The organism is Kangiella sp. TOML190 (genome assembly GCF_023706045.1).
GTDB lineage: Bacteria > Pseudomonadota > Gammaproteobacteria > Enterobacterales > Kangiellaceae > Kangiella.
Genome location: NZ_BQYL01000001.1, coordinates 1,550,888 through 1,571,468, shown reverse-complemented (window position 1 = coordinate 1,571,468; position 20,581 = coordinate 1,550,888). Strand labels below are relative to the sequence as shown.

Genomic DNA, 20,581 nt, shown 5'->3' with positions numbered 1-20,581 from the left:
AGGAGCGCAAATTTTACTCTAAAAGCCACTTTTTGATAAGCCTTTGATGGCTTTTTCCTGCCAAATTTGTACTTTTTGCCCAGATCCAAGCATAATATTGATCAATAATTATAAGTTGTTGATATTTGACATAATAAACTAGGCGTCAAGAGTGGCAATGAACTGCATTTTTAAATTCCCGCATTGGCTATTAGGCCTAAGCCTTGTCGCTTGCCTATTGCTCGTCACCGCTTGTCAGCGCCAACCTCAAAACCAGCTGGAAGAAATTAAAGCCCGCGGCTATATCAAGGTTTATACCCGTATTGCCCCAACCACCATGTACATTGGCGATCAAGACTTTACCGGTTTTGAATACGAATTGGTCAAACTGTTCGCCGACTACCTTGAGGTCGATGTACAAATTATTACGGAAAACGATCTGGCAAAAATGATGTCAGAGCTGGAAAAAGGTCACGCAGATCTGATCGCCGCGGGTCTTACCGTCACCAAAGAGCGAGTAAAAAAACTACGGTTTTCACCCAGCTATCAAGAGATCAGCAGCAAGCTCGTTTACAAACAAGGACAAAAACGCCCTAGAGATTTTAGTCAAATTGAAGGCGGCTTGATGGTATTAGCCAATTCTTCACATTCCGCGACTCTACGAAAAGAGCAAGAGAATTATCCTGAGCTTACCTGGAGCGAAACCAACGAATTCAGTGCTTCAGAGCTGCTAGATAAGGTGCTGGACGAGACTATTCGCTATACCGTCGCCGACTCCAATGATTTAGAGCTGGCGCGCCAAGTCGAGCCGGAATTGGCTGTTGCTTTTAGCATTTCAGGTAAACAAAACTTAGCTTGGGCTTTAGCCAAAAATAGCGATGATAGTTTGTTTGCAAAGGTGATTGAATTTTTTAATCAAGCACGAACCGATGGCAGTATTGACTACCTTATCGAGCGCTACTATGGCCATTTAACCAAGTTTGATTATGTTGGTAGCCGAGAATTTATTCGTGCTATTGATAGCCGTTTAGAAGCGTTTATTCCTGATTTTATACAAGCTGCTAGCGATGATCTCGATTGGCGATTTTTAGCGGCAATGGGTTATCAAGAGTCCCACTGGAAACCCGATGCCCGCTCACCTACTGGTGTTCGTGGTCTAATGATGCTAACACAAAATACTGCCAAACAGCTGGGTATTAAAGATCGACTCGATCCCAAACAAAGCATCATTGGCGGCGCGGATTACTTTCGCTTAATGCTACAAAAAATCCCTGAGCGGATAACCGATCCCGACCGTAATTGGTTCGCTTTGGCTGGCTATAACGTTGGTTTTGGCCACCTTGAAGATGCTAGGCGCCTAGCGCAAGCCGATGGTCAAGTTCCCGACACTTGGCAGGTAATCAAAGATTATTTACCGCTTTTACGGCAAAAGAAGTGGTATTCAAAGACTCGCTTTGGCTATGCTCGAGGTAATGAACCGGTGCGCTATGTAGGTAACATCCGCCAATACTATGCGGTATTGCAACAACTGTTTAACCTAGACGGCTCTCGCAAACAACTTGAACAAGAGCCAGTTGAGTTGGAGCTTGAGGAAACTCTCGCTCCCGAATTAGAACAAACTGAAAACCAAGCCGAAAGCCAAATCGACCAATAATAAAAAACTATTGGATTAATTTGAACGCGGCGCAACCCTCAACACTTCTTCAATAGTGGTTTTTCCGCTCGCCACCTTGAAGGCGCCACTAATCCGCAATAAATTCATGCCATCACGAACGTTTTGTTTTCGAACTTCGGCCAAATCAATTTTGTCGTGAATTAAATGTTTAAGTTCATCGGTCACTCTAAATAGCTCATAAACTCCTTGTCGTCCTTGATAACCGGTATTTCGACAATAGTCGCACCCAACCGGCTCATACACCGTTTCCGGCATAGTAACTTTTTGCTCATCGCCGACTAAAGACTGCCACGCAACCGGTTCAAGCTTGGTAGCTTTTTTACAGCGCTCGCACAGAGTTCTGACCAAACGCTGCGCCATCACCCCTAACATGGTGGCGTTAATTAAGTAAGGCTCGACTCCAATCTCCATCAAACGGGTAATTGCTGAAGAAGAGTCATTGGTGTGTAAAGTGGAAATCACTAAGTGACCGGTTAAAGCGGCTTGGACAGCCATGTGGGCCGTCTCTTTATCACGAATTTCGCCAATCATGATAATGTCCGGATCTTGCCGCAGCAAAGCTCGGATACCAGAAGCGAAATCTAGATCAATATCATGATGAACCTGCATCTGATTGAGCTTGGGATCGACCATCTCAATCGGATCTTCGATGGTACAAATATTCACCTCGCTGGTCGCCAGCAAATCCAAAGAAGTGTAAAGGGTGGTGGTTTTACCCGAACCCGTTGGCCCCGTTAAGAGCACGATACCGGTAGGATTACCGATCAGATCGCGCCATAAATGCTCTGTTTCTGGCTCCAGTCCCAATTGCAAAAAATCACGATCTAACACTGTGGGGTCAAAAATACGACCAACAAACTTTTCACCAAAAGCAGTGGGCAAGGTGGATAGTCGTAGCTCTATTTCCATGCCATCGGGATTTTTAGTTTTGACCCGTCCATCCAGCGGTTTACGCCTTTCTGCCAAGTCCATTCGCCCTAGAATTTTAAACCGTGACACCACCGCATGAGTAATGGAAATCGGTAGTTGGTAAACCTCGTGCAAAACCCCATCAATACGAAACCTGACTTTACCAATTTCCCTTCGCGGCTCTATATGGATATCACTGGCTCTTTGTTTAAAGGCATATTGCAATAACCAATCAACGATTTGTACAATATGCTGGTCGTTAGCATCGGCCTCTTCGGAGCCTTTAAGTTCAATCAATTGTTCCAGATTACCAACCGTATTGTCCGCTTGGAGTTTCGTCTTGTTAGCACCCTTGATCGAAGCCGACAGCTGATAAAATTCTTTTTGATAACGCTTTACTAAAGCAGGGTTAGCCAGCACAGGTACAATTCGTTTGCGCGTGGTTTGCTCAAGACCTTGCTGCCAACTTAAGTTATCCGGTTCTAACACCGCCATGATAATCAATTCTTCTTGGACTTCTAGCGCCAAGATCTTATGCCGCTCGGCATAGGCTAGCGACATAACTTGAGTCACCGAGTCTACATCAATTTTCAAGGGATCAATTTTGAAGTACTTTTTTCCTAATAAAGAGGCAACGTATTTGGTGACCGCTTCTTCATCGAGAATTTGTCGACTGTCATCAAAACGAGTCAAACACAGATCTGCTACTTGCTCGATTGGAGTTAATTGCAAATTACCCTGACGCACATGTACCCGAGCCGCTTGAAACTGCTCATCGGTGATCCAGCCGTCTTTTTTTAGTGCATCTAAAATTTGAAAGGTAGAAAGCATAAGTTCCTTAAATACTTATAGTATTAGCACAGCTTAAATCAAAATCCTTTTTAGATTCAATAGCTAATCATCAATGTCTCAACAAAATCACTAATAACCTATTGGATTCGAAGTATTTGTTTGGAGTTTTGACAAGTGATACGCGCAATATCATCGGCTGATTCTTGACGCAACTTACAGACTTCGTTGAAAACGTCAAAAATTTGGAAGGGAGTATTGTAAGCTTTGCGGCTATTAGCCGGTTTCATATCTGGTGAATTGGTTTCTAACACCATCGACTCTAAAGGCAGTTCGGTCACCAGTTTTTTTAATTTCACCGCGTTTGGGTAGGTAATAGCGCCGCCAAAACTTAGCTTAAAGCCTAAATCGATATAACGCTCGGCCTGTTGGATACTGCCATTAAAAGCATGCACAATCCCTCCCTGTTGGAAGTTCTGCGCCTTTATGTAAGCTAAAGTATCTTCGTGCGCCTTGCGAACGTGGAGAATAACAGGCAACTCGGCAGCTTTTGCAATGTTTAGCTGAGCGGAAAAAAGATCCACCTGCGCCTTGCGATCAATATTTTTTTCGTAGTAGTCCAAGCCGATTTCGCCAATCGCCCATAGTGGTTTAACCGACACCGCAAGCTCTAGATCACGAATATTTTTTTTGGAATGTTGTTGCAAAAACTCAGGATGTAAACCTATCGCTGAATATACATTTTTTTTCAGCGCTGCTAATTGACGAATAAAGCGCCATTTATCTTGAGTCACTCCAGCTATTAAAATACCATCGATCCCAAGTTTGGGCATCCTTTCGAAAATTGAATCGCGTTCTTTATCAAATATCGGAAAGTCCAAATGACAAATACTATCAAACAGTTTTCTTTCGATTTTTTGAGTCTGCTTTTTCTTCTTAAAAAACACTTATACCAGCCCCCTTTTATCACTTAAAAATAAGTATCCCTTTAAAATAAGCAACAATTTTGTTTTTATTCTAATGTTCCCGCGTTTCAAAGAAACGAACTTCCGGCCAACGCTCTATCGCTAAATTCAAATTTACCATAGAGGGTGCCAAATAGGTCCAGTTTTCGCCACCATCCAGTGCTAAGTTTTGCGAATTTTTACGTTTAAACTCTTCCAACTTCTTATCATCATCGCACTCAACCCAACGGGCCGTCGCCACGCTAACCTGATCGTAGATACACTCTACTTTATATTCGTTTTTCAGCCGATGTGCAACTACATCAAACTGCAACACACCCACTGCACCCAATACCAAGTCATTGGATTCTTGCGGTTTAAACACTTGAGTTGCCCCTTCTTCGGACAACTGAACCAAGCCTTTAAGCAAGGCTTTATTCTTCATCGGATCTTTTAAACGCACCCTTCTAAAAAGTTCCGGCGCAAAATTAGGGATCCCTTTAAACTTAAGGATTTCACCTTCGGTAAAGGTATCGCCAATTTGAATAGTTCCATGATTATGCAGCCCAATAATATCTCCGGCGTAAGCTTCCTCTAAGTGCTCACGATCGCCCGCTAGGAAAGTTAGCGCATTGTTTACGGATATATTTTTATTAATACGAACGTGGCGCATCTTCATCCCTTTATTGTATTTACCGCTACAAATTCGGGCAAAAGCAATCCGATCACGATGCTGCGGATCCATATTGGCCTGAATTTTAAATACAAAAGCAGAAAACTTTTCTTCGGTGGCAGTAACTTCTCGCTCTTCTGACTGACGAGGCATCGGACTTGGCGCCCATTCCACCAGTCCGTCAAGCATATGGTTAACCCCAAAGTTGCCTAATGCTGTACCAAAGTAAACTGGGGTTAATTTGCCCGCTAAAAATTCAGCTTTATCAAATTCATGGCTAGCGCCTTGTACCAACTCTAACTCTTCGCGCAAATCATCCGCTAAGGGGCCAACCGCGGTATCCAGCTCGGGGTTATCCAAACCTTCAATGATCCGCTCGGCTTGAATGGTATGGCCCTGTCCTGACTGATACAAATAGGTTTTATCCTCAAGGATATGATAAACCCCTTTAAATTGTTTACCCATCCCAATTGGCCAAGATACTGGCGAACATTTGATATTCAGAACCTCTTCCACTTCGTCCAACAGTTCAATCGGATCTCGAATATCGCGATCCATTTTATTCATAAAGGTCACAATCGGCGTATCGCGCAAGCGACAAACTTCCATCAACTTAATGGTTCGCGCTTCCACACCCTTGGCCGCATCTATCACCATTAAAGCTGAATCCACCGCAGTTAATGTACGGTAAGTATCTTCAGAAAAATCTTCGTGACCAGGCGTATCCAAGAGGTTTACGGTACGTCCGCCATAAGGAAACTGCATCACCGAGGTGGTAACCGAAATACCACGCTGCTTTTCCAGCTCCATCCAGTCTGAAGTAGCGTGCTTGCCACCTCGGCCTTTGACCACCCCTGCTTCTTGGATCTGATTACCGAATAAGAGCACTTTTTCAGTAATGGTAGTTTTACCCGCATCAGGGTGCGAAATAATGGCAAAAGTGCGACGATTTTCGATTTGTTCAACAAGTTTGGACATGCAGTTCGAGCTAAAATGACTAAAGTTGGCGCGATTATAAAGCTTTTTCCATCACAATGGCATCCTCACGCCCTTTTTCTTGCTTAGGCATATTATCGATATAGCCACGATAATAATTCTTTCGCAGCCCAATACGCTCAAAACCCAAAGCTAGATATAGATTAAGGGCAGCAAGATTTGAAGCTCGAACCTCTAAAATCACCTTTATCATCCCCGCCTGGCGTGCCTTTTCTAACATAGCACTAAGCAAACGTTTGGCATGACCTTGCCTAAGGTGCTGCCGATCAACAGCAATATCCAAAAGGTGACACTCATCAGACAGATAATTAAAGATAACAAAACCAATAAGCTGGTTATTTTCAGTTAACACCAAGCTCGGATAACCCGCTTCGATGCTATCAAGATGTGCTTGGCGCGACCAAGCAAAGGGGTGAACTTTTGACTCAAGTTCGACGATCGAATCAAGGTCACTTTTGCTTAAAGAAGCTATTTGCAACTGATGCATTCAGAACTAGGTTTAAGCAGGTGGGTTTCAAGAAGTGGATTAAACAACTAAAGCAGCTCAATTTTTTGCTGCAACTCTTGTAACAACTGCCACCATGCTTTTTTATTGCCAACTGCGCCAAATGCTGGCGCTTGCAGCATGAATCCATGATTGCTATTGGAGCTTAACGATTCGCTTTGTTGTTGCTCTGGCGGTTCCATAGCATTAATCAGCACTAGCTTCTGCTGCTTAAGGTGAGCTAAAGAATAGCTTGAGTCGTCCGTTATCTGATAGAGACTGACTGGAAATTCACTGTTTTGCCATTGCTTCCAAGCAAACTTAAGCTGCTTCCAGTTCTGTTGTAATTGCGCTTTTGATGGTGATTGAGCGGCAATAATTGCCGCTTTTGCTTTCGGGTTGCTCACTAACGCTTTGAGATAAATCGAAGCCGCTTGTTCAACAGCTTTGTTTTCCGCAGAAGCTGCTGTAGAAGGCGCTTTTACTTCTGACTTACTAACTAGGCTCTCTTCAATTGGGGTTTCGGTCGAAGGTTCTACAGAAGTTTCCACCGAAACTTCCACAGCAGACTCACGGAGCACCCAACGAGGTACTCCAATCGCATCCAAATAAGCTAGCTGATCAGTCATAGATTAGCATTTACCCTAACCATCGCGCTCAGATTAATGCTGAACTAAGGATAATAAATCCTCGTCCAGAATATCGTGCTTTTCATCGGCAAGCTTTTTAAAGGCAACAAATGCTTCTTTAAGCTCATCGTTGTTATTAAACTTATGGCCCAGTTGCGCCAAATGGCTTTTAAAAGCATTTCGTCCCGAGTGTTTACCTAATACCATTTTATTATTCGCCCAACCCACATCTTCAGCACGCATAATCTCATAAGTTTCGCGGTGTTTTAACACACCATCTTGATGGATACCTGACTCATGGGCAAAGGCATTATCACCAACAATGGCCTTATTAGGTTGTACTGCAAAGCCAGTAATTTTGGAAACCATTTGCGAAGTATTGACGATATGGCGAGTATCAATATCCACCCGTGCGTTAAAGTAATCCGGGCGGGTTTTTACTGCCATTACAATTTCTTCTAACGAAGCATTACCAGCGCGCTCACCTAAACCATTAATGGTACATTCTACCTGACGAGCGCCGCATTGCACCGCCGCTAAGGAATTGGCTACTGCCAGACCTAAATCGTTATGGCAGTGTACTGAAAAAATCGCTTTGTCCGCGTTTGGAATACGCTCCAGCAGCTGCTTGATGGTATTGGCATATTGATCCGGCATATTGTATCCCACTGTATCAGGGATATTGATGGTACGAGCGCCGGCATCAATTACCTGCTCAATGATTTTACACATAAAATCGATTTCAGAGCGCCCAGCATCTTCGCAAGAAAATTCCACATCGTCACACAAGTTACGGGCAAATTTAACCGAAGCCACGGCTTGTTCGATCACTTTTTCCGGCGGCATCTGCAATTTATGCTGCATGTGCAAAGGTGAGGTAGCGATAAAAGTGTGAATACGGCCAGAATTAGCCCCCTTAATAGCATCACCAGCGGCTTGAATATCTTTTTCCATAGCACGAGAGAGTGAGCAAATAGTGCTATCTTTGATGTTATCGGCGACTAATTTAACCGCTTCAAAATCACCCGGACTGGCAATGGCAAAACCGGCTTCAATCACGTCCACCTTCATTTTTTCTAATTGACGAGCAATTGCTAATTTTTCGTCTTTATCCATCGAAGCGCCAGGACTTTGTTCGCCGTCACGCAAGGTTGTATCAAAAATCACCAATTTATCTTTTTGGCTCATAAAATCTCTCCAAAAGCCCTATTATTAAGGCAAATTGACCATATTTTGGTCATCGCTAAAGGTATCCTTATAGGATAACAAAGATCCGCGGTTAAGGTAAAAGGAAAGTCACTTGTCTGACCAAGTGAAAGTATCGTTAGAGTGGATAAAGTTGATTTCGGCCTTGACTCTTGGCTTGATATAAAGCCTGATCAGCAAGTTGCAAACCTTGTTGTAGGCTACGCTTTTCGGTCAAATAAGACCAGCCGACACAAACAGTCACTACCTTATGAGCGGAAGACTCATGGGGGATCTGTAAAGCTTTGATCTGCTCAATAATTCGTGTCCCAATTAACTTTATAACCTCAGGCTCAGTAGCATCCATTAAAATGACAAATTCTTCGCCACCATATCGAGCTGAGAGATCATTTTTGCGAACGTTCTGAGCAATGGTCTTAGCAACCTCGCAAATACAGTCATCTCCAGCGATATGACCATAAAGATCATTAAAGTCTTTGAAGTGATCAATATCAATAAACAACACACCCGTATCCGGCTTATCAAAACTGTCCTTGGCTTCATCAAAAAAACGCCGATTAGAAAGCTGGGTTAAGGCATCGATATTGGATAATTTAAAAAGCTTATCTTTTGCTTTCTGTTCGCTTTTTCTGGCTCGGTCTTGCAGCAAGCTTCGAGCATAAAGCTTACGCACACTAAGCTGAATATAGTAGTTCGAAACTAAGCTCAAAAACACAAAAAAACAGGTGTCAAAGACCAAAAACACATAGCGATTGGTTGGCATATCCAAAAAATAGTAAAAGCTAATGCCACCAACGCAAACCACTAGCGAAGCTATTAATGAAGGGATAAATCTTGGTTGGATAACGATATTGATATAACAAATGAGGATAATGTAGCCGTAATAATAGTAGAATTGATCTTGCACAAAGGCTTGGTAACGACTCACAAAAATCAAGGCACAAATCACCACACCACTCAAAGAAATGATCCAGTCTTGATATAGAGCATATTTCGGTTTATCAAAAAACTGCACCGCGAACAAAGCAGCTGGCACGGCAATACCATAGCGCATAATAAGTGCTAAATAATTACCATCTTTCACGTTATAAATTTCTGCTACGCCATAAAGCGCCAACAGGAAAATACCGATATAGATGAATATCCGAAAATGTTTAATGCGAGCTTGGTAATTGTTCAGTAAATAGACGCGCTCAAACTCTTTGGGCATTGGTAGCTTCCAATAGCTTTCCGCGGCAATCGACTCAGCTTGCTCTAGAACTTTTTTGTCAATTTTTAACTGCATATTACCAAAGTGACGTTAATTTCTTTCATAAAGTAGCAAAAAAGCCCTAGAAATCAAAATCTTATAGATTCCCAGAGCTTTGATATACAAGCAGTTACCTAGTCAGCGACTTTTAGGCAGCTTTGGTTTTGCTCTTGCTTGATTTGTTTTCCGTGACCACGCCAGAGATTTGTTCATGCGAATAATCATCCACCTGAATCACATCCATCCGGGCTTCTTCCGCATCCACCAAGATCTGATGTTCTTCTTGATTGATGATACCCTTTTCAATGGCCTGCTCGATTCGCTCCATATTGGTCGCATTTTTATCCAGTTGCTTGGCCTTCATCGCTTTACGCAATTTACGGCGAACCTCGTCAGCGGCTAGCACCTTGAAGAAGGCTTGTTCGACACGACCAGTCACATCATCAGAAGCTTCGCCAACAAACGAATAGTTGGTTAATCGCTCGCGAATATCACTTTTCGTCAGCATCGGTTTGACCACCTCGCGATCCAACCGATCGCTTGGTTTACGGTAGCTTTTGCCATACGGGAAAGCGACAAAACGCAATAATTTGCCTACCCATTGATTCGGGAAATTACCATAAAATTCGTACAAGGCTTGTTGCATTTGCTCCAAGCTAGACTCGATATTCCATTGCACATAGGGTAAATCTGAAATTGGCCGCTCGTTGTCTTCATAGTATTTAAGTACCGCCGAAGCCATATATAAATGGCTTAACACATCGGCTAAACGTGCCGATAAGCGCTCTTTTCGCTTTAGATCACCGCCAAGCATACCCATCGCCACGTCAGAGGTGAGCGCTAAAACCGAGCTCATACGAGTCAATTGTTGATAGTATTTTCCGGTACGACCGGCAACAGGCTTAGCTGCCAACTTTCCTGCGCTCAAGCCTAAACCTAAGGTACGCGCAAAATTGCTAACACCATAACCAATATGACGGAACAATAGACTATCGAAACGCTTCACACCCTCTTCTTTATCTTCAAGTTGCGCCGCCATCATTTCGCGGAACACATAAGGATGACAACGCACCGCGCCTTGTCCAAAAATCATCAAGTTACGAGTCAAAATATTAGCGCCTTCCACGGTAATACCAATCGGCTGACTCATATAACCATTAGCAAGATAATTTCGCTCGCCCATGATAATGGCTCGTCCTGCATGAATATCCATGGAATCGTTCATGATTTGACGACCCATTTCCGTCATGTGGTACTTAGCAATGGCTGAAACCACCGAAGGTTTCACGCCCAAATCTACAGCACCAGCGGTCATAGTACGCATTGCTTCGATGCGATAAGTCATGCCAGCAATTCGTGCCATCGCTTCTTCGATACCTTCAAAGCGCGCGATCGGTGTCTTAAATTGCTCGCGCACCATGGCATAAGCACCCGTCATGCGATACGACAACTTAGCACAAGCCGCACCCATTGCAGGCAACGAAATAGAACGCCCGGCGGCTAATGATTCCATCAACATACGCCAGCCCTGACCAGCGAACTCTTTACCACCAATAATCATGTCCAGCGGAATAAAAACGTCTTTGCCTTTAGTAGTACCGTTCATAAAGGCTTGATTCATCGGTAAATGACGTTGGCCAATTTCCACGCCAGGGTGATCGCTCGGGATCAAAGCGCAGGTAATGCCATAGTCTTCTTTGTCAGTATCGCCTAGCAAGCCATCAGGATCGTAAAGCTTAAAGGCCAAACCAACGATGGTCGCCACTGGCGCCAAGGTGATGTAACGTTTGTTCCAATTAATTTTGATCCCTAAAACGTCTTTACCTTCGTGTTTGCCCATACAAACCACGCCCTTATCGGGAATCGCACCAGCATCAGAACCGGCCACTGGCGAAGTTAAGGCAAAACATGGAATTTCTTTACCCGCTGCTAAGCGCGGTAAATAATAATCTTTTTGCGCGTCAGTACCATAGTGCAGTAACAATTCACCTGGCCCTAAAGAATTAGGTACCATGACCGTAACCGCGGCCGAAGCGCTACGGGTAGAAAGCTTGGTCACAACAGTAGAGTGTGCCAAAGCTGAAAAGCCTTTACCGCCATACTCTTTCGGGATAATCATTCCCAAAAAGCCTTTATCTTTTATGAACTGCCAAACCTCTGGTGGTAAGTCTTTGCGCTTATGCACAATATCCCAATCGTCAAGCATTTCGCAAAGTTGTTCAGTTTCATTATCGACGAAAGACTGCTCTTCTTCATTTAAAGTCGGCTTTTCGATCTTAAGCATCTTGTTCCAATCTGGATTTCCTTGGAACAGATCGCCATCCCACCAAACATCGCCAGCCTCAAGCGCTACTTTTTCAGTTTCATTCATTGGCGGCAAAACCTTTTGCATAAAGTTATAAGCTTTACGCGAGATCCAATCCATCCGTAAATCCGGCAATAAATAAAATAGTGCCACCACGCCATAAGTTATCGCTGACAGGTAAAAACCCCATGACAAATCGCTGGCCAGCCAAATTAGCGCCAAAGCCGCCAAATTAGCAATCATTACTTTTTTCATTGGCCAGCGGTTATAAGCGCAAACGCCCGCCACTAACACCATTATCAATAACTGCCATAATCCAGTCATGTTTTTATTACCTCAATCATCATATTTTAAAATTTTTAGAGCTTAATCTTGTTAATGCTTTCTATTGTTAATTTAGCAAAACTAAGCTTTCATACCCGCGGCTAAAAAGGGGATCATTTCATCAATCACATCCTCAATCGCCATTTCTCGTTTAAAATCCACCGCAGAAATCTCGCGCAGAGCATCGCTACCAGCCAAGGTAAAGATCAAGCTGCCAAGGGTATAATGCAGTCGCCAAAAGATCTGATCATTGCTTAAATTCGGATAAGCCTGCTGAAAAAGCATGGTAAAACGCACCAATACAAAACCATACTTTTCAGTAACATAGCGGCGTAAATGACCTTGAGTTTCGGCATAGGCACGCCCTAAGAGGCGCATAAAAATCGAAATCGAAGCTTTACGTTTACGCTCCAGTATCAACAGCGGCGAAACCAGTGCCTTAAGCAAGGTTTCCGTATCCAACGCTTGCTCAGAAGCCTTCCCATCTTGTGCCAACTCCTTTTCCAGCTCCGCAAGGCGCTGAATTAGGCCAGTTGTATAATCCGATAGAAAACGGTCAAAAACGTCCTGTATCAAGGATTTCTTCGAACCAAAGTGATAGTTGACACTGGCTAAATTGACTTTTGCCCGAGCAGTAATGGTTCGCAAACTGGTTTCTGCGAAACCTCGCTCAGCAAATAATTGCTCCGCAGCATCGAGGATACGAGCCTTAGTGGTTTCATTCTTACTCATTCTTGCCCTAATGAACTTAACATGCTATCAAACAATTGTTTGAAACATACGTTCTATTCATCAAAATGTCAAGATCCACAGATTTGAGTTTTAAATAATTAAGCAGCAGATTGGTCAGCAGCAATGGTCGAAACTCGATCTTTTACCGCCAATTTTTGACAGCTACTGAGCTTAATACAAAACTGTTATTTTAAATCATGCAAGGTGAAGTAAATGCCAAGACCACACTTAAGATCAATTACTAAAAAATTTTTTAAGTTAAATAAACGAAATGACAACACCATAAAAAACAAATTAAGCATTTAAAAAAATATTTAAATTTTTTTTACGAGGGCAACCAATTAAGAAATTCAGAATAAGAAAATGGCCAAACCAACTCTTGTGATGTTTCTATGTTTTTTAAAACCGGAATTTTAGTGCGATACTGCTCCATTACTAACTCGTCATCAATGATGTCAAACACTTCCAATTTAAATTTATTTTGACCCACATTATCCAAAAAAAATTGCGAAAACATCCGTTCAACGTTTTCACATAAATCGCAGCCAAAAGTTGTAAAAAAAATTATTTTTTGCATTTTTCTTTTAAAAAGCTGTAAAAAGTTAAAAAAAGCATCAATTAACGCGACTTTATCATAAAATTTTATTAACTTTCTAAATTTCTTTTCGTATAATTTGATTGGAAATTAACCAAACGCTTCACGACAGGGGAAAAGACCATGGCAAAGAAAGTAACTTCTGCAGCAGCTCTTAAGTCAGCTGAATCTGCACTCAACAAAGCTAAGAAAGCTTCGGCAAAAGATAAATCCTCTTTAGCCAAAGCTAACGCAAAAGCTAAAGACGCTGCAGCGAAAGCTAAAGCTAAATCAAACAAAACAACTAAGGCCGCTGCGAAGAAAGCTAAAGATGCCGCTGCAAAAGCAAAACGCGCTGCTGCTGCTTCTGCAAAAGCCGTCGCTAAAGCTAAAGATATGGTAGCGAAAGCCAAAGCCGTAGCTGCAAAAGAAGCCGCTCTTGCTAAAGCAGTAGCTAAGTTCGAAAAAGATTGGGCAGCAAAAGAAAAGAAGAAAGCCGCTGCTGCTGCTAAGAAAAAAGCTGCCGCTGATAAAAAGAAAGCCGCTGCTGCCAAGAAAAAAGCTGCCGCTGCCGCTAAAAAGAAAGCTGCCGCTGCCAAGAAAAAAGCCGCCGCCGCTGCTAAAAAAGCTAAAGCTGCAGCAAAGAAGAAGGCTACTAAGAAGAAAGCTCCGGCTAAGAAAAAGGCTGCTAAGAAGAAAGCTCCAGCTAAGAAAAAGGCTGCTAAGAAGAAAGCTCCAGCTAAGAAAAAGGCTGCTAAGAAGAAAGCTCCGGCTAAAAAGAAGGCTCCAGCCAAAAAGAAAGTTGCTAAGAAAAAAGCTCCAGCTAAGAAAAAGGCTGCTGCTAAAAAGAAATAGTACTTCTGAAATTAAAACCCGGCTTCTGCCGGGTTTTTTTATGCTTAAACCTTTCTAGTGCTTTTATACTCGCAATAAGCTCTACTAAATTAGCGATGCTCTATCAACCAACAGCGATGGTGATTACGACTCTTTTGAAAGTCTGGTGGTAATGTTTTCTGAGTTATTTCCACGACTCGATACTGATGTTTTAACTTTTCATCCAACACAAATTTTTTGAAGTTATTGGAAAAGTACAACTTGCCGCCAGTGGCCAATAGATTCATGCTTAACTCAATTAACTGCTGCTGATCTCTTTGTACATCAAAGCTGCTTTGCATGCGTTTTGAGTTAGAAAAGGTGGGCGGATCTAAGAAGATCAAATCGTATTGCTGATCGTTTTGCACCTCTGCTAGCCATTGCAAACAGTCGGCTTGAACAAATTGATGTCCATAAATCGGTATATTATTAGCTGCAAAGTTCTTAATCGACCAATTGATATAGGTTTTCGACATATCTACAGTGGTTGTCTGGGCACCCCCTTTTGCGGCATACACACTCACCGAACCGGTGTAAGCAAATAGGTTTAAAAACTGCTTACCTTGTGATTCGGCCATGATCATTTTGCGGGTTTTTCGATGATCTAAAAATAGTCCCGTATCCAGGTACCGACTCAAATTCACATAGAATTGCAATCCTTGCTCATTGACTTGTTTAAAATCATCACTGTCAGAGTGTTTAGTATACTGCTGAATGCCTTTTTGCCTTAGCCTTTGTTTTAGATGAACTTTTACTTCAGGCACTTGTAACACCCCAGAAGCCACTCGCTTGATTTCATTCAAGCGCTTTTGTACTACTTTCTCGGGGATATCTTTTGGTGCAGCGTATTCCTGAATATGGACTTCGTCATGATACACATCAATCGCTGCCGAGTATTCCGGCAGATCGGCATCGTATAAGCGATAGCAGCTGACATTATTTTGTTTTAAATAAGATTTATAGCGCTGCTGATTTTTGCGCAGTCGGTTTTTTAGCATGACAGCGCCTTCTGACAAACCTTGTTCCCAATTTGGATTCAGCTTTTTTGGATCAAAAGGCACAAAACTATTTTCTTGGCTAACTCGATACAAGTAAAACTGACAATCTAAAGCACCATTTTTAAATTTATAGTGCTTATGCGAGCGCAGACCAATCGCTCTAGCATATTCCGCCTCGGTGGTGATCATGGCAAATTGCCAATTTTCAAAGTTGGATTTCACATAAGCACCCAAATCCCGATAAAGCTGGTCAATAGTGGCTTCATCGCCCAGCCGCTCACCATAAGGCGGATTGGTCACTATAAGTCCCTTATTATTAATGGCTAGGTTATTAAGTTTGAGATCAACAGCTCTACTAATATCTTGCTCAACTAGCTCGATAATCTTGTCAAAACCTGCTCGTTGAATATTTTCCTCGGCTAACTGTAAACTTTTTCGATGGCGGTCACTGCCAATCAAGCGCAGCTCACAAGCTTGAAGATTTTTATTAAATTGACGCCTCGCAGTAGCTAATAAAGTTTGCCATTCCTCTTCGTCGTGCTGCTTCCAACGACAAAAAGCAAAACTTGGATTGAGCAAGCCCGCCGCCATCCCCGTTGCCATCATGGCCGCTTCTATTAACAAGGTACCAGTACCACACATAGGGTCATGAAACGCCATTGTCTGTTCGGCACATTCAGGCCACTTTGCCCGAATCAGCATCGCAGCGGCCAAATTTTCTTTAATTGGCGCTCGCCCGCTGGAATCGCGATAACCGCGTTGGTGTAAACTGCGCCCCGCTAGATCCAGACCAATTTTTAGCTGGCTACCATTAATCAGCGCATGTATTCGATAATCAGGGTTTTCCTTGTCCACCGACGGGCGCTGCTCGTAACGCTCATGGAAATAATCCACAATCGCATCTTTAACTTTTAAGGCGCCGAAACCCGAATGTTTAATCGAGTGGCTTTTACGCGCGACACAGTCCACAGCAAAAGTTTGCTTTAAATCAAAATGCCAGCCCCATTCAATGCGGTTAACCTTATCGTAAAGCTCTTCAACTGACTCAAACCGATCGTGCAACAAACAAAGGTAAATTCGATTAGCGAGCCTAGAGTGCAAACAAGCTTGGTAAGCAAGCGTTAAGTCGCCCTCAAAAGTAACGTGGGTCGGATGCTCTTTAAGGTTGTTAGCGCCCAGCAGACGTAACTCTTCGATTAATAACGCTTCCAAACCCGGCGGACAAGAAGCATAAAAAGCTAAAGTTTTATCCATTAATATTTTCCATTTATCGCTTGGCTAAACCGTTTTGGCAGCTTTAATCGCTTTTGCTGCTTGAGAAACAAGTTCTGGGCCATGATAAATAAATCCCGAATAAACTTGCACTAACGCCGCGCCAGCATTGATTTTATCAAGTGCTGACTGACCGTCATGAATACCGCCAACACCAATCACTGGAATTTTATTATCCATCGCATGCACTAACTGACTAATCACTTGGGTTGATTTGTCACTTAACGGTTTGCCGCTTAAACCGCCTTGTTCGTCGGCAAATTTCATGCCTTCGACCTTTGAGCGATCAAACGTAGTGTTGGTCGCAATAATCCCATCTAGCTCAAACTCGACAAACGTTTTGCCCAACTCAGTAATGTCATTGGCATCAAGATCGGGGGCAATTTTTACGGCTAAAGGTTTATAGACTTGATGCTCTTGATGCAAACTCTGCTGCTTCTTTTTAAGGTTTTCCAGTAAGACTTTCAGGTTTTCGCCAAACTGCAAATCACGCAAACCGGGGGTATTTGGCGAAGAAATATTCACTACCATATAATCAGCTTTAGGGTAAATTTTCTCCATACCAATAAGATAATCATCAACCGCCTTTTCTACTGGCGTATCGAAATTTTTACCAATATTAATCCCTAATAGCCCTTTGTTTTTGCTAGTAAAATCAATATCACTAATATTTTTTAATAACTGATCAACACCATCATTATTAAAGCCCATACGGTTAATAATGGCTTGCGCCTCTTTAATTCTAAACAGTCGCGGCTTGGGATTACCATCTTGCGCACGCGGAGTCACAGTACCCACTTCAATAAAACCAAAGCCAAACTGACTCAAAGCATCCACAAACTGACCATTTTTATCCAGTCCCGCAGCTAAACCGACCCGATTAGGAAACTCTATCCCCATCACTGTCACGGGATCCTGAACTTGAGGTTTTGCCATCAGCGATGCCAACTTTAGTTTATATAAGCGGTTTAAGCTGTTCAGAGAAAGGTGATGCGAGGTCTCGGCATCAAGCATAAATAGAAAATTGCGCAACAAAGAATACATAGGCTAGCGGTCCAAAAAGTAGCGATAAAAAAAGGCCAGTGATTGCTGGCCTTATTTTACTGACTTTTAATAAGAATTGTTTACTTTTTTGCCTTAGCGTTTTTTTTGCTCGCTTTTTTGGCGGTTTTCTTCTTCGCCGCCTTTTTTACCGGCGTTCTTTCGACCCAGTTACCATCTTCATAAAAAGCCGACCAACCAGAAGCCTTGCCGTCTTTATCCACGCCAGCTACATACTGCTCAGCACTTTTACGGCTGTATTTGACAATAACCGCATTGCCAGCAGGATCTTTAACGGGAGCTTCAGTTAGAAAGACGTATTTGGGATCCAATTTATCTTTTACCGGTAATAGCTCTGCAACTTCGGGGGCACGAGTTTCTCGGTTGCGCGGAAACTTGCTGGCCGCTAAGAAAATCCCAGCCGCACCATCGCGCAGCACATAATGATCATCGACTTTCTGACACTGCAGATCAGGCATTGGGATTGGATCGGCTTTTGGCGGTGCAGGCTGGCCATTAGCCAATAATTTGCGAGTATTTTTACAATCCTCGTTCATGCAACCAAAGTATTTACCGAAGCGTCCTGTCTTAAGCTGCATCTCGCTGCCACACTTATCGCACTCCAAAACAGGCCCATCATAACCTTTGATCTTATATTCGCCCTTTTCCAGCTCATAGCCTTCACAATCAGGATTATTACCGCAAATGTACAACTTGGTAGTTTCATCCAGTAAATAATCTTCCATTGTCGATTCACAAATCTTGCAACGCTTAATATCGACCAGATGGCGCGCCTCTTCTTCTTCATTAGCGGCCACAAAATCGTCACCCGGCATTAAGTTCTTAGTATTCTTACAACGCTCTTTCGGCGGCAAAGAATAACCCGTACAACCTAAAAAGACTCCAGTGCTGGCGTTACGAATAGCAAAATTATGCTGGTTACACAGATCGCAAGTTAAATCGATTTCAACCGCTTCATTCGGACGCATACCGCCATCGGCTTCAGCTTCATCAGCTTGTTTCAATTGCTCGGAAAAAGCTTGGTAAAATTCATCAAGCGTCATTTTCCAATCTTTATCACCTTTGGCGATCTCATCTAGCCGCTCTTCCATCGTCGCAGTAAAGGAAAAATCCAAAAGATTGCTAAAACTTTCCACCAACCGATCGGTAACAATTTCCCCCATTTTTTGCGCATAGAAACGCTTATTTTCCACTTTGACATAGCCACGATCTTGAATCGTTGAAATAATTGAAGCGTAAGTTGAAGGACGGCCAATACCTCGTTTTTCCAGCTCCTTCACTAAAGCTGCTTCGGAATATCGCGCAGGGGGTTTGGTAAAGTGTTGCTTTGGATCGAGCTTTTGCAACTTCAAGCGCTCACCTTCTTTAACATTCGGCAACTCTTCATCATCTTTCGAGCGTTTTTGCATCGGCAAGACTTTAGTCCAACCGTCAAAACGCATCACACGCCCTTTAGCTTTTAATTGATAATCAGCCGCCTCTACCAACAAATTGGTCACGTCAAACTCGGCTGGTAACATCTGACAAGCAACAAATTGGCGCCAAATCAAATCGTAAAGCCGTTCCGCATCCTTTTCCATATTGCTCAAGTGCGACACTTTTTTGCTCACATCCGAAGGGCGGATCGCTTCGTGCGCTTCTTGCGCTCCCTCTTTGCTCGAATAACTCATGGCTTCATTCGGCAAATAATTTTTGCCGAATTTATCGGCGATATAATCACGACATTCGCTCACCGCATCAGCGCTTAAATTAGTCGAATCGGTACGCATATAGGTAATATAGCCCGCTTCGTACAAACGCTGCGCCATCATCATGGTTTTTTTCACCCCATAACCCAAGCGGGTGCTAGCCGCTTGTTGCAAGGTTGAAGTAATAAAAGGCTTTGGCGCTTTGCTTTTTTGTGGCTTACTTTCAATCGAGCTAACGGTAAATTCAGCTTGATTTAGCGCGTCAACCGCAATTTGAGTCTCGCTTTCACTCTTTGGTTTAAAGGCTTTCCCTTGATATTTATTAACCAACAGGCGTAGCGACTGCTCAGACTGGGTGCTAGTATCAGCATGCAGATCCCAATACTCATCCGGAATAAAGGCACGAATTTCGCGCTCACGCTCCACCAGCAAACGCACCGCTACCGACTGTACTCGTCCAGCCGACAGGCCGCGAGAAATTTTTCGCCACAGTAGCGGCGAAACCATGAAGCCCACAACCCGATCTAAAAAGCGTCTGGCCTGCTGGGCATTAACATAGTGCATATCCAAGCCACTAGGCTTGGAGAAAGCTTCCTGAATCGCTTTTTTGGTAATTTCGTTAAACACCACCCGCTGATAACGATCATCGTCGCCGCCGAGCAACTCTTTTAAGTGCCAAGCAATCGCTTCACCTTCTCTGTCCAAATCCGTTGCCAGATAAATGGTATCGGCATTTTCAGCAAGTTTTTTTAATTCTTTTAAGACTTTTTCTTTACCCGGTAAGACTTCGTAATGTGCATCCCATCCCTCTTCCGGATTGATCCCCATACGTTCAAACAAGGCTTTTTTCTCACGTAAAGCTTTTTGTCGCGCCTTTTCTTCTGGCGGCAGCTTGCGGGTTATCGCTGCTTTACGCGCCCGTTCCTTGGCACTAACTGGTGCTTTTTTACTCGCGCCAGTTGGTAAATCACGAATATGGCCAACGCTCGATTTGACCACAAAATCGTTACCCAAATATTTATTGATGGTTTTCGCCTTGGCCGGCGACTCCACGATAACTAAAGATTTTCCCATATCGAAGTTCTTAAAAAAGCCTTATTTTTCAACCTACTAATTAGGTTTCAGATTTAAAAAAACAGAGCTAAGCGGGGCTATAACTCTGTCGTTCCTTTTTTTATTAATAGCAACCAAAGCTAGTGGCTGTCTAGTTTTTTTTATTT

14 protein-coding genes and 1 pseudogene are annotated in these 20,581 nt (G+C 43.0%); 2 read left to right on the top strand and 13 right to left on the bottom strand.

Going from position 1 to position 20,581, the window contains the following annotated elements; all coding sequences use genetic code 11:
• Positions 1–157 precede the first annotated feature (157 nt).
• Positions 158–1,633 carry a membrane-bound lytic murein transglycosylase MltF gene (gene mltF / locus NFS34_RS07575; protein ID WP_251359329.1) on the top strand — a complete coding sequence of 492 codons (1,476 nt, stop codon included), beginning with the start codon at positions 158–160 and terminating at the stop codon, positions 1,631–1,633.
• 15 nt (positions 1,634–1,648) lie between these two features.
• Here mltF and NFS34_RS07570 read toward each other — a convergent pair whose 3' ends face one another.
• The 10 genes and pseudogenes from NFS34_RS07570 to NFS34_RS07525 all read right to left on the bottom strand — a co-directional run bounded on the left by NFS34_RS07570 (position 1,649) and on the right by NFS34_RS07525 (position 13,471).
• The gene (locus tag NFS34_RS07570) at positions 1,649–3,394 is read right to left on the bottom strand and encodes a GspE/PulE family protein (RefSeq protein ID WP_251359328.1); all 1,746 of its coding nucleotides are present in this window, start codon (positions 3,392–3,394) and stop codon (positions 1,649–1,651) included.
• A 98-nt stretch (positions 3,395–3,492) separates the two neighbouring features.
• Complete coding sequence (locus NFS34_RS07565) at positions 3,493–4,299, bottom strand: TatD family hydrolase (RefSeq protein ID WP_251359327.1); 807 nt, start codon at positions 4,297–4,299, stop codon at positions 3,493–3,495.
• A 70-nt stretch (positions 4,300–4,369) separates the two neighbouring features.
• On the bottom strand, positions 4,370–5,947 hold the full coding sequence (gene prfC / locus NFS34_RS07560; RefSeq protein ID WP_251359326.1) for a peptide chain release factor 3: 1,578 nt from the start codon (positions 5,945–5,947) through the stop codon (positions 4,370–4,372).
• A 34-nt stretch (positions 5,948–5,981) separates the two neighbouring features.
• Positions 5,982–6,452 (bottom strand): ribosomal protein S18-alanine N-acetyltransferase, encoded by a 471-nt coding sequence (gene rimI, locus NFS34_RS07555; RefSeq protein WP_251359325.1) that lies wholly within the window; start codon positions 6,450–6,452, stop codon positions 5,982–5,984.
• A gap of 47 nt (positions 6,453–6,499) precedes the next feature.
• Positions 6,500–7,078 carry a hypothetical protein gene (locus tag NFS34_RS07550; RefSeq protein WP_251359324.1) on the bottom strand — a complete coding sequence of 193 codons (579 nt, stop codon included), beginning with the start codon at positions 7,076–7,078 and terminating at the stop codon, positions 6,500–6,502.
• Positions 7,079–7,120: 42 nt separating this feature from the next.
• Positions 7,121–8,266: pseudogene (locus NFS34_RS07545) on the bottom strand (2-isopropylmalate synthase); the annotation flags it as partial.
• 136 nt (positions 8,267–8,402) lie between these two features.
• A complete protein-coding gene (locus NFS34_RS07540) occupies positions 8,403–9,569 on the bottom strand; it encodes a diguanylate cyclase (protein ID WP_251359322.1) in 1,167 nt (388 codons plus the stop codon).
• 112 nt (positions 9,570–9,681) lie between these two features.
• Positions 9,682–12,162, bottom strand: coding sequence for an acyl-CoA dehydrogenase (locus tag NFS34_RS07535; protein WP_251359321.1), 2,481 nt, complete (start codon positions 12,160–12,162; stop codon positions 9,682–9,684).
• An 81-nt stretch (positions 12,163–12,243) separates the two neighbouring features.
• Positions 12,244–12,894 (bottom strand): TetR/AcrR family transcriptional regulator, encoded by a 651-nt coding sequence (locus NFS34_RS07530; protein WP_251359320.1) that lies wholly within the window; start codon positions 12,892–12,894, stop codon positions 12,244–12,246.
• Between the two features lie 325 nt (positions 12,895–13,219).
• Positions 13,220–13,471: a glutaredoxin family protein gene (locus tag NFS34_RS07525; RefSeq protein ID WP_251359319.1), complete on the bottom strand. Its 252-nt coding sequence runs from the start codon at positions 13,469–13,471 to the stop codon at positions 13,220–13,222.
• 141 nt (positions 13,472–13,612) lie between these two features.
• Here NFS34_RS07525 and NFS34_RS07520 point away from each other — a divergent pair, with 141 nt between their 5' ends.
• Positions 13,613–14,323 (top strand): hypothetical protein, encoded by a 711-nt coding sequence (locus NFS34_RS07520; protein WP_251359318.1) that lies wholly within the window; start codon positions 13,613–13,615, stop codon positions 14,321–14,323.
• A gap of 89 nt (positions 14,324–14,412) precedes the next feature.
• Here NFS34_RS07520 and rlmKL read toward each other — a convergent pair whose 3' ends face one another.
• From rlmKL to topA, 3 genes are all read right to left on the bottom strand, one after another.
• Complete coding sequence (gene rlmKL, locus NFS34_RS07515; protein ID WP_251359317.1) at positions 14,413–16,593, bottom strand: bifunctional 23S rRNA (guanine(2069)-N(7))-methyltransferase RlmK/23S rRNA (guanine(2445)-N(2))-methyltransferase RlmL; 2,181 nt, start codon at positions 16,591–16,593, stop codon at positions 14,413–14,415.
• A 24-nt stretch (positions 16,594–16,617) separates the two neighbouring features.
• The gene (locus tag NFS34_RS07510) at positions 16,618–17,655 is read right to left on the bottom strand and encodes a quinone-dependent dihydroorotate dehydrogenase (protein WP_285834457.1); all 1,038 of its coding nucleotides are present in this window, start codon (positions 17,653–17,655) and stop codon (positions 16,618–16,620) included.
• Positions 17,656–17,735: 80 nt separating this feature from the next.
• A complete protein-coding gene (gene topA, locus NFS34_RS07505) occupies positions 17,736–20,435 on the bottom strand; it encodes a type I DNA topoisomerase (protein WP_285834456.1) in 2,700 nt (899 codons plus the stop codon).
• Positions 20,436–20,581 lie beyond the last annotated feature (146 nt).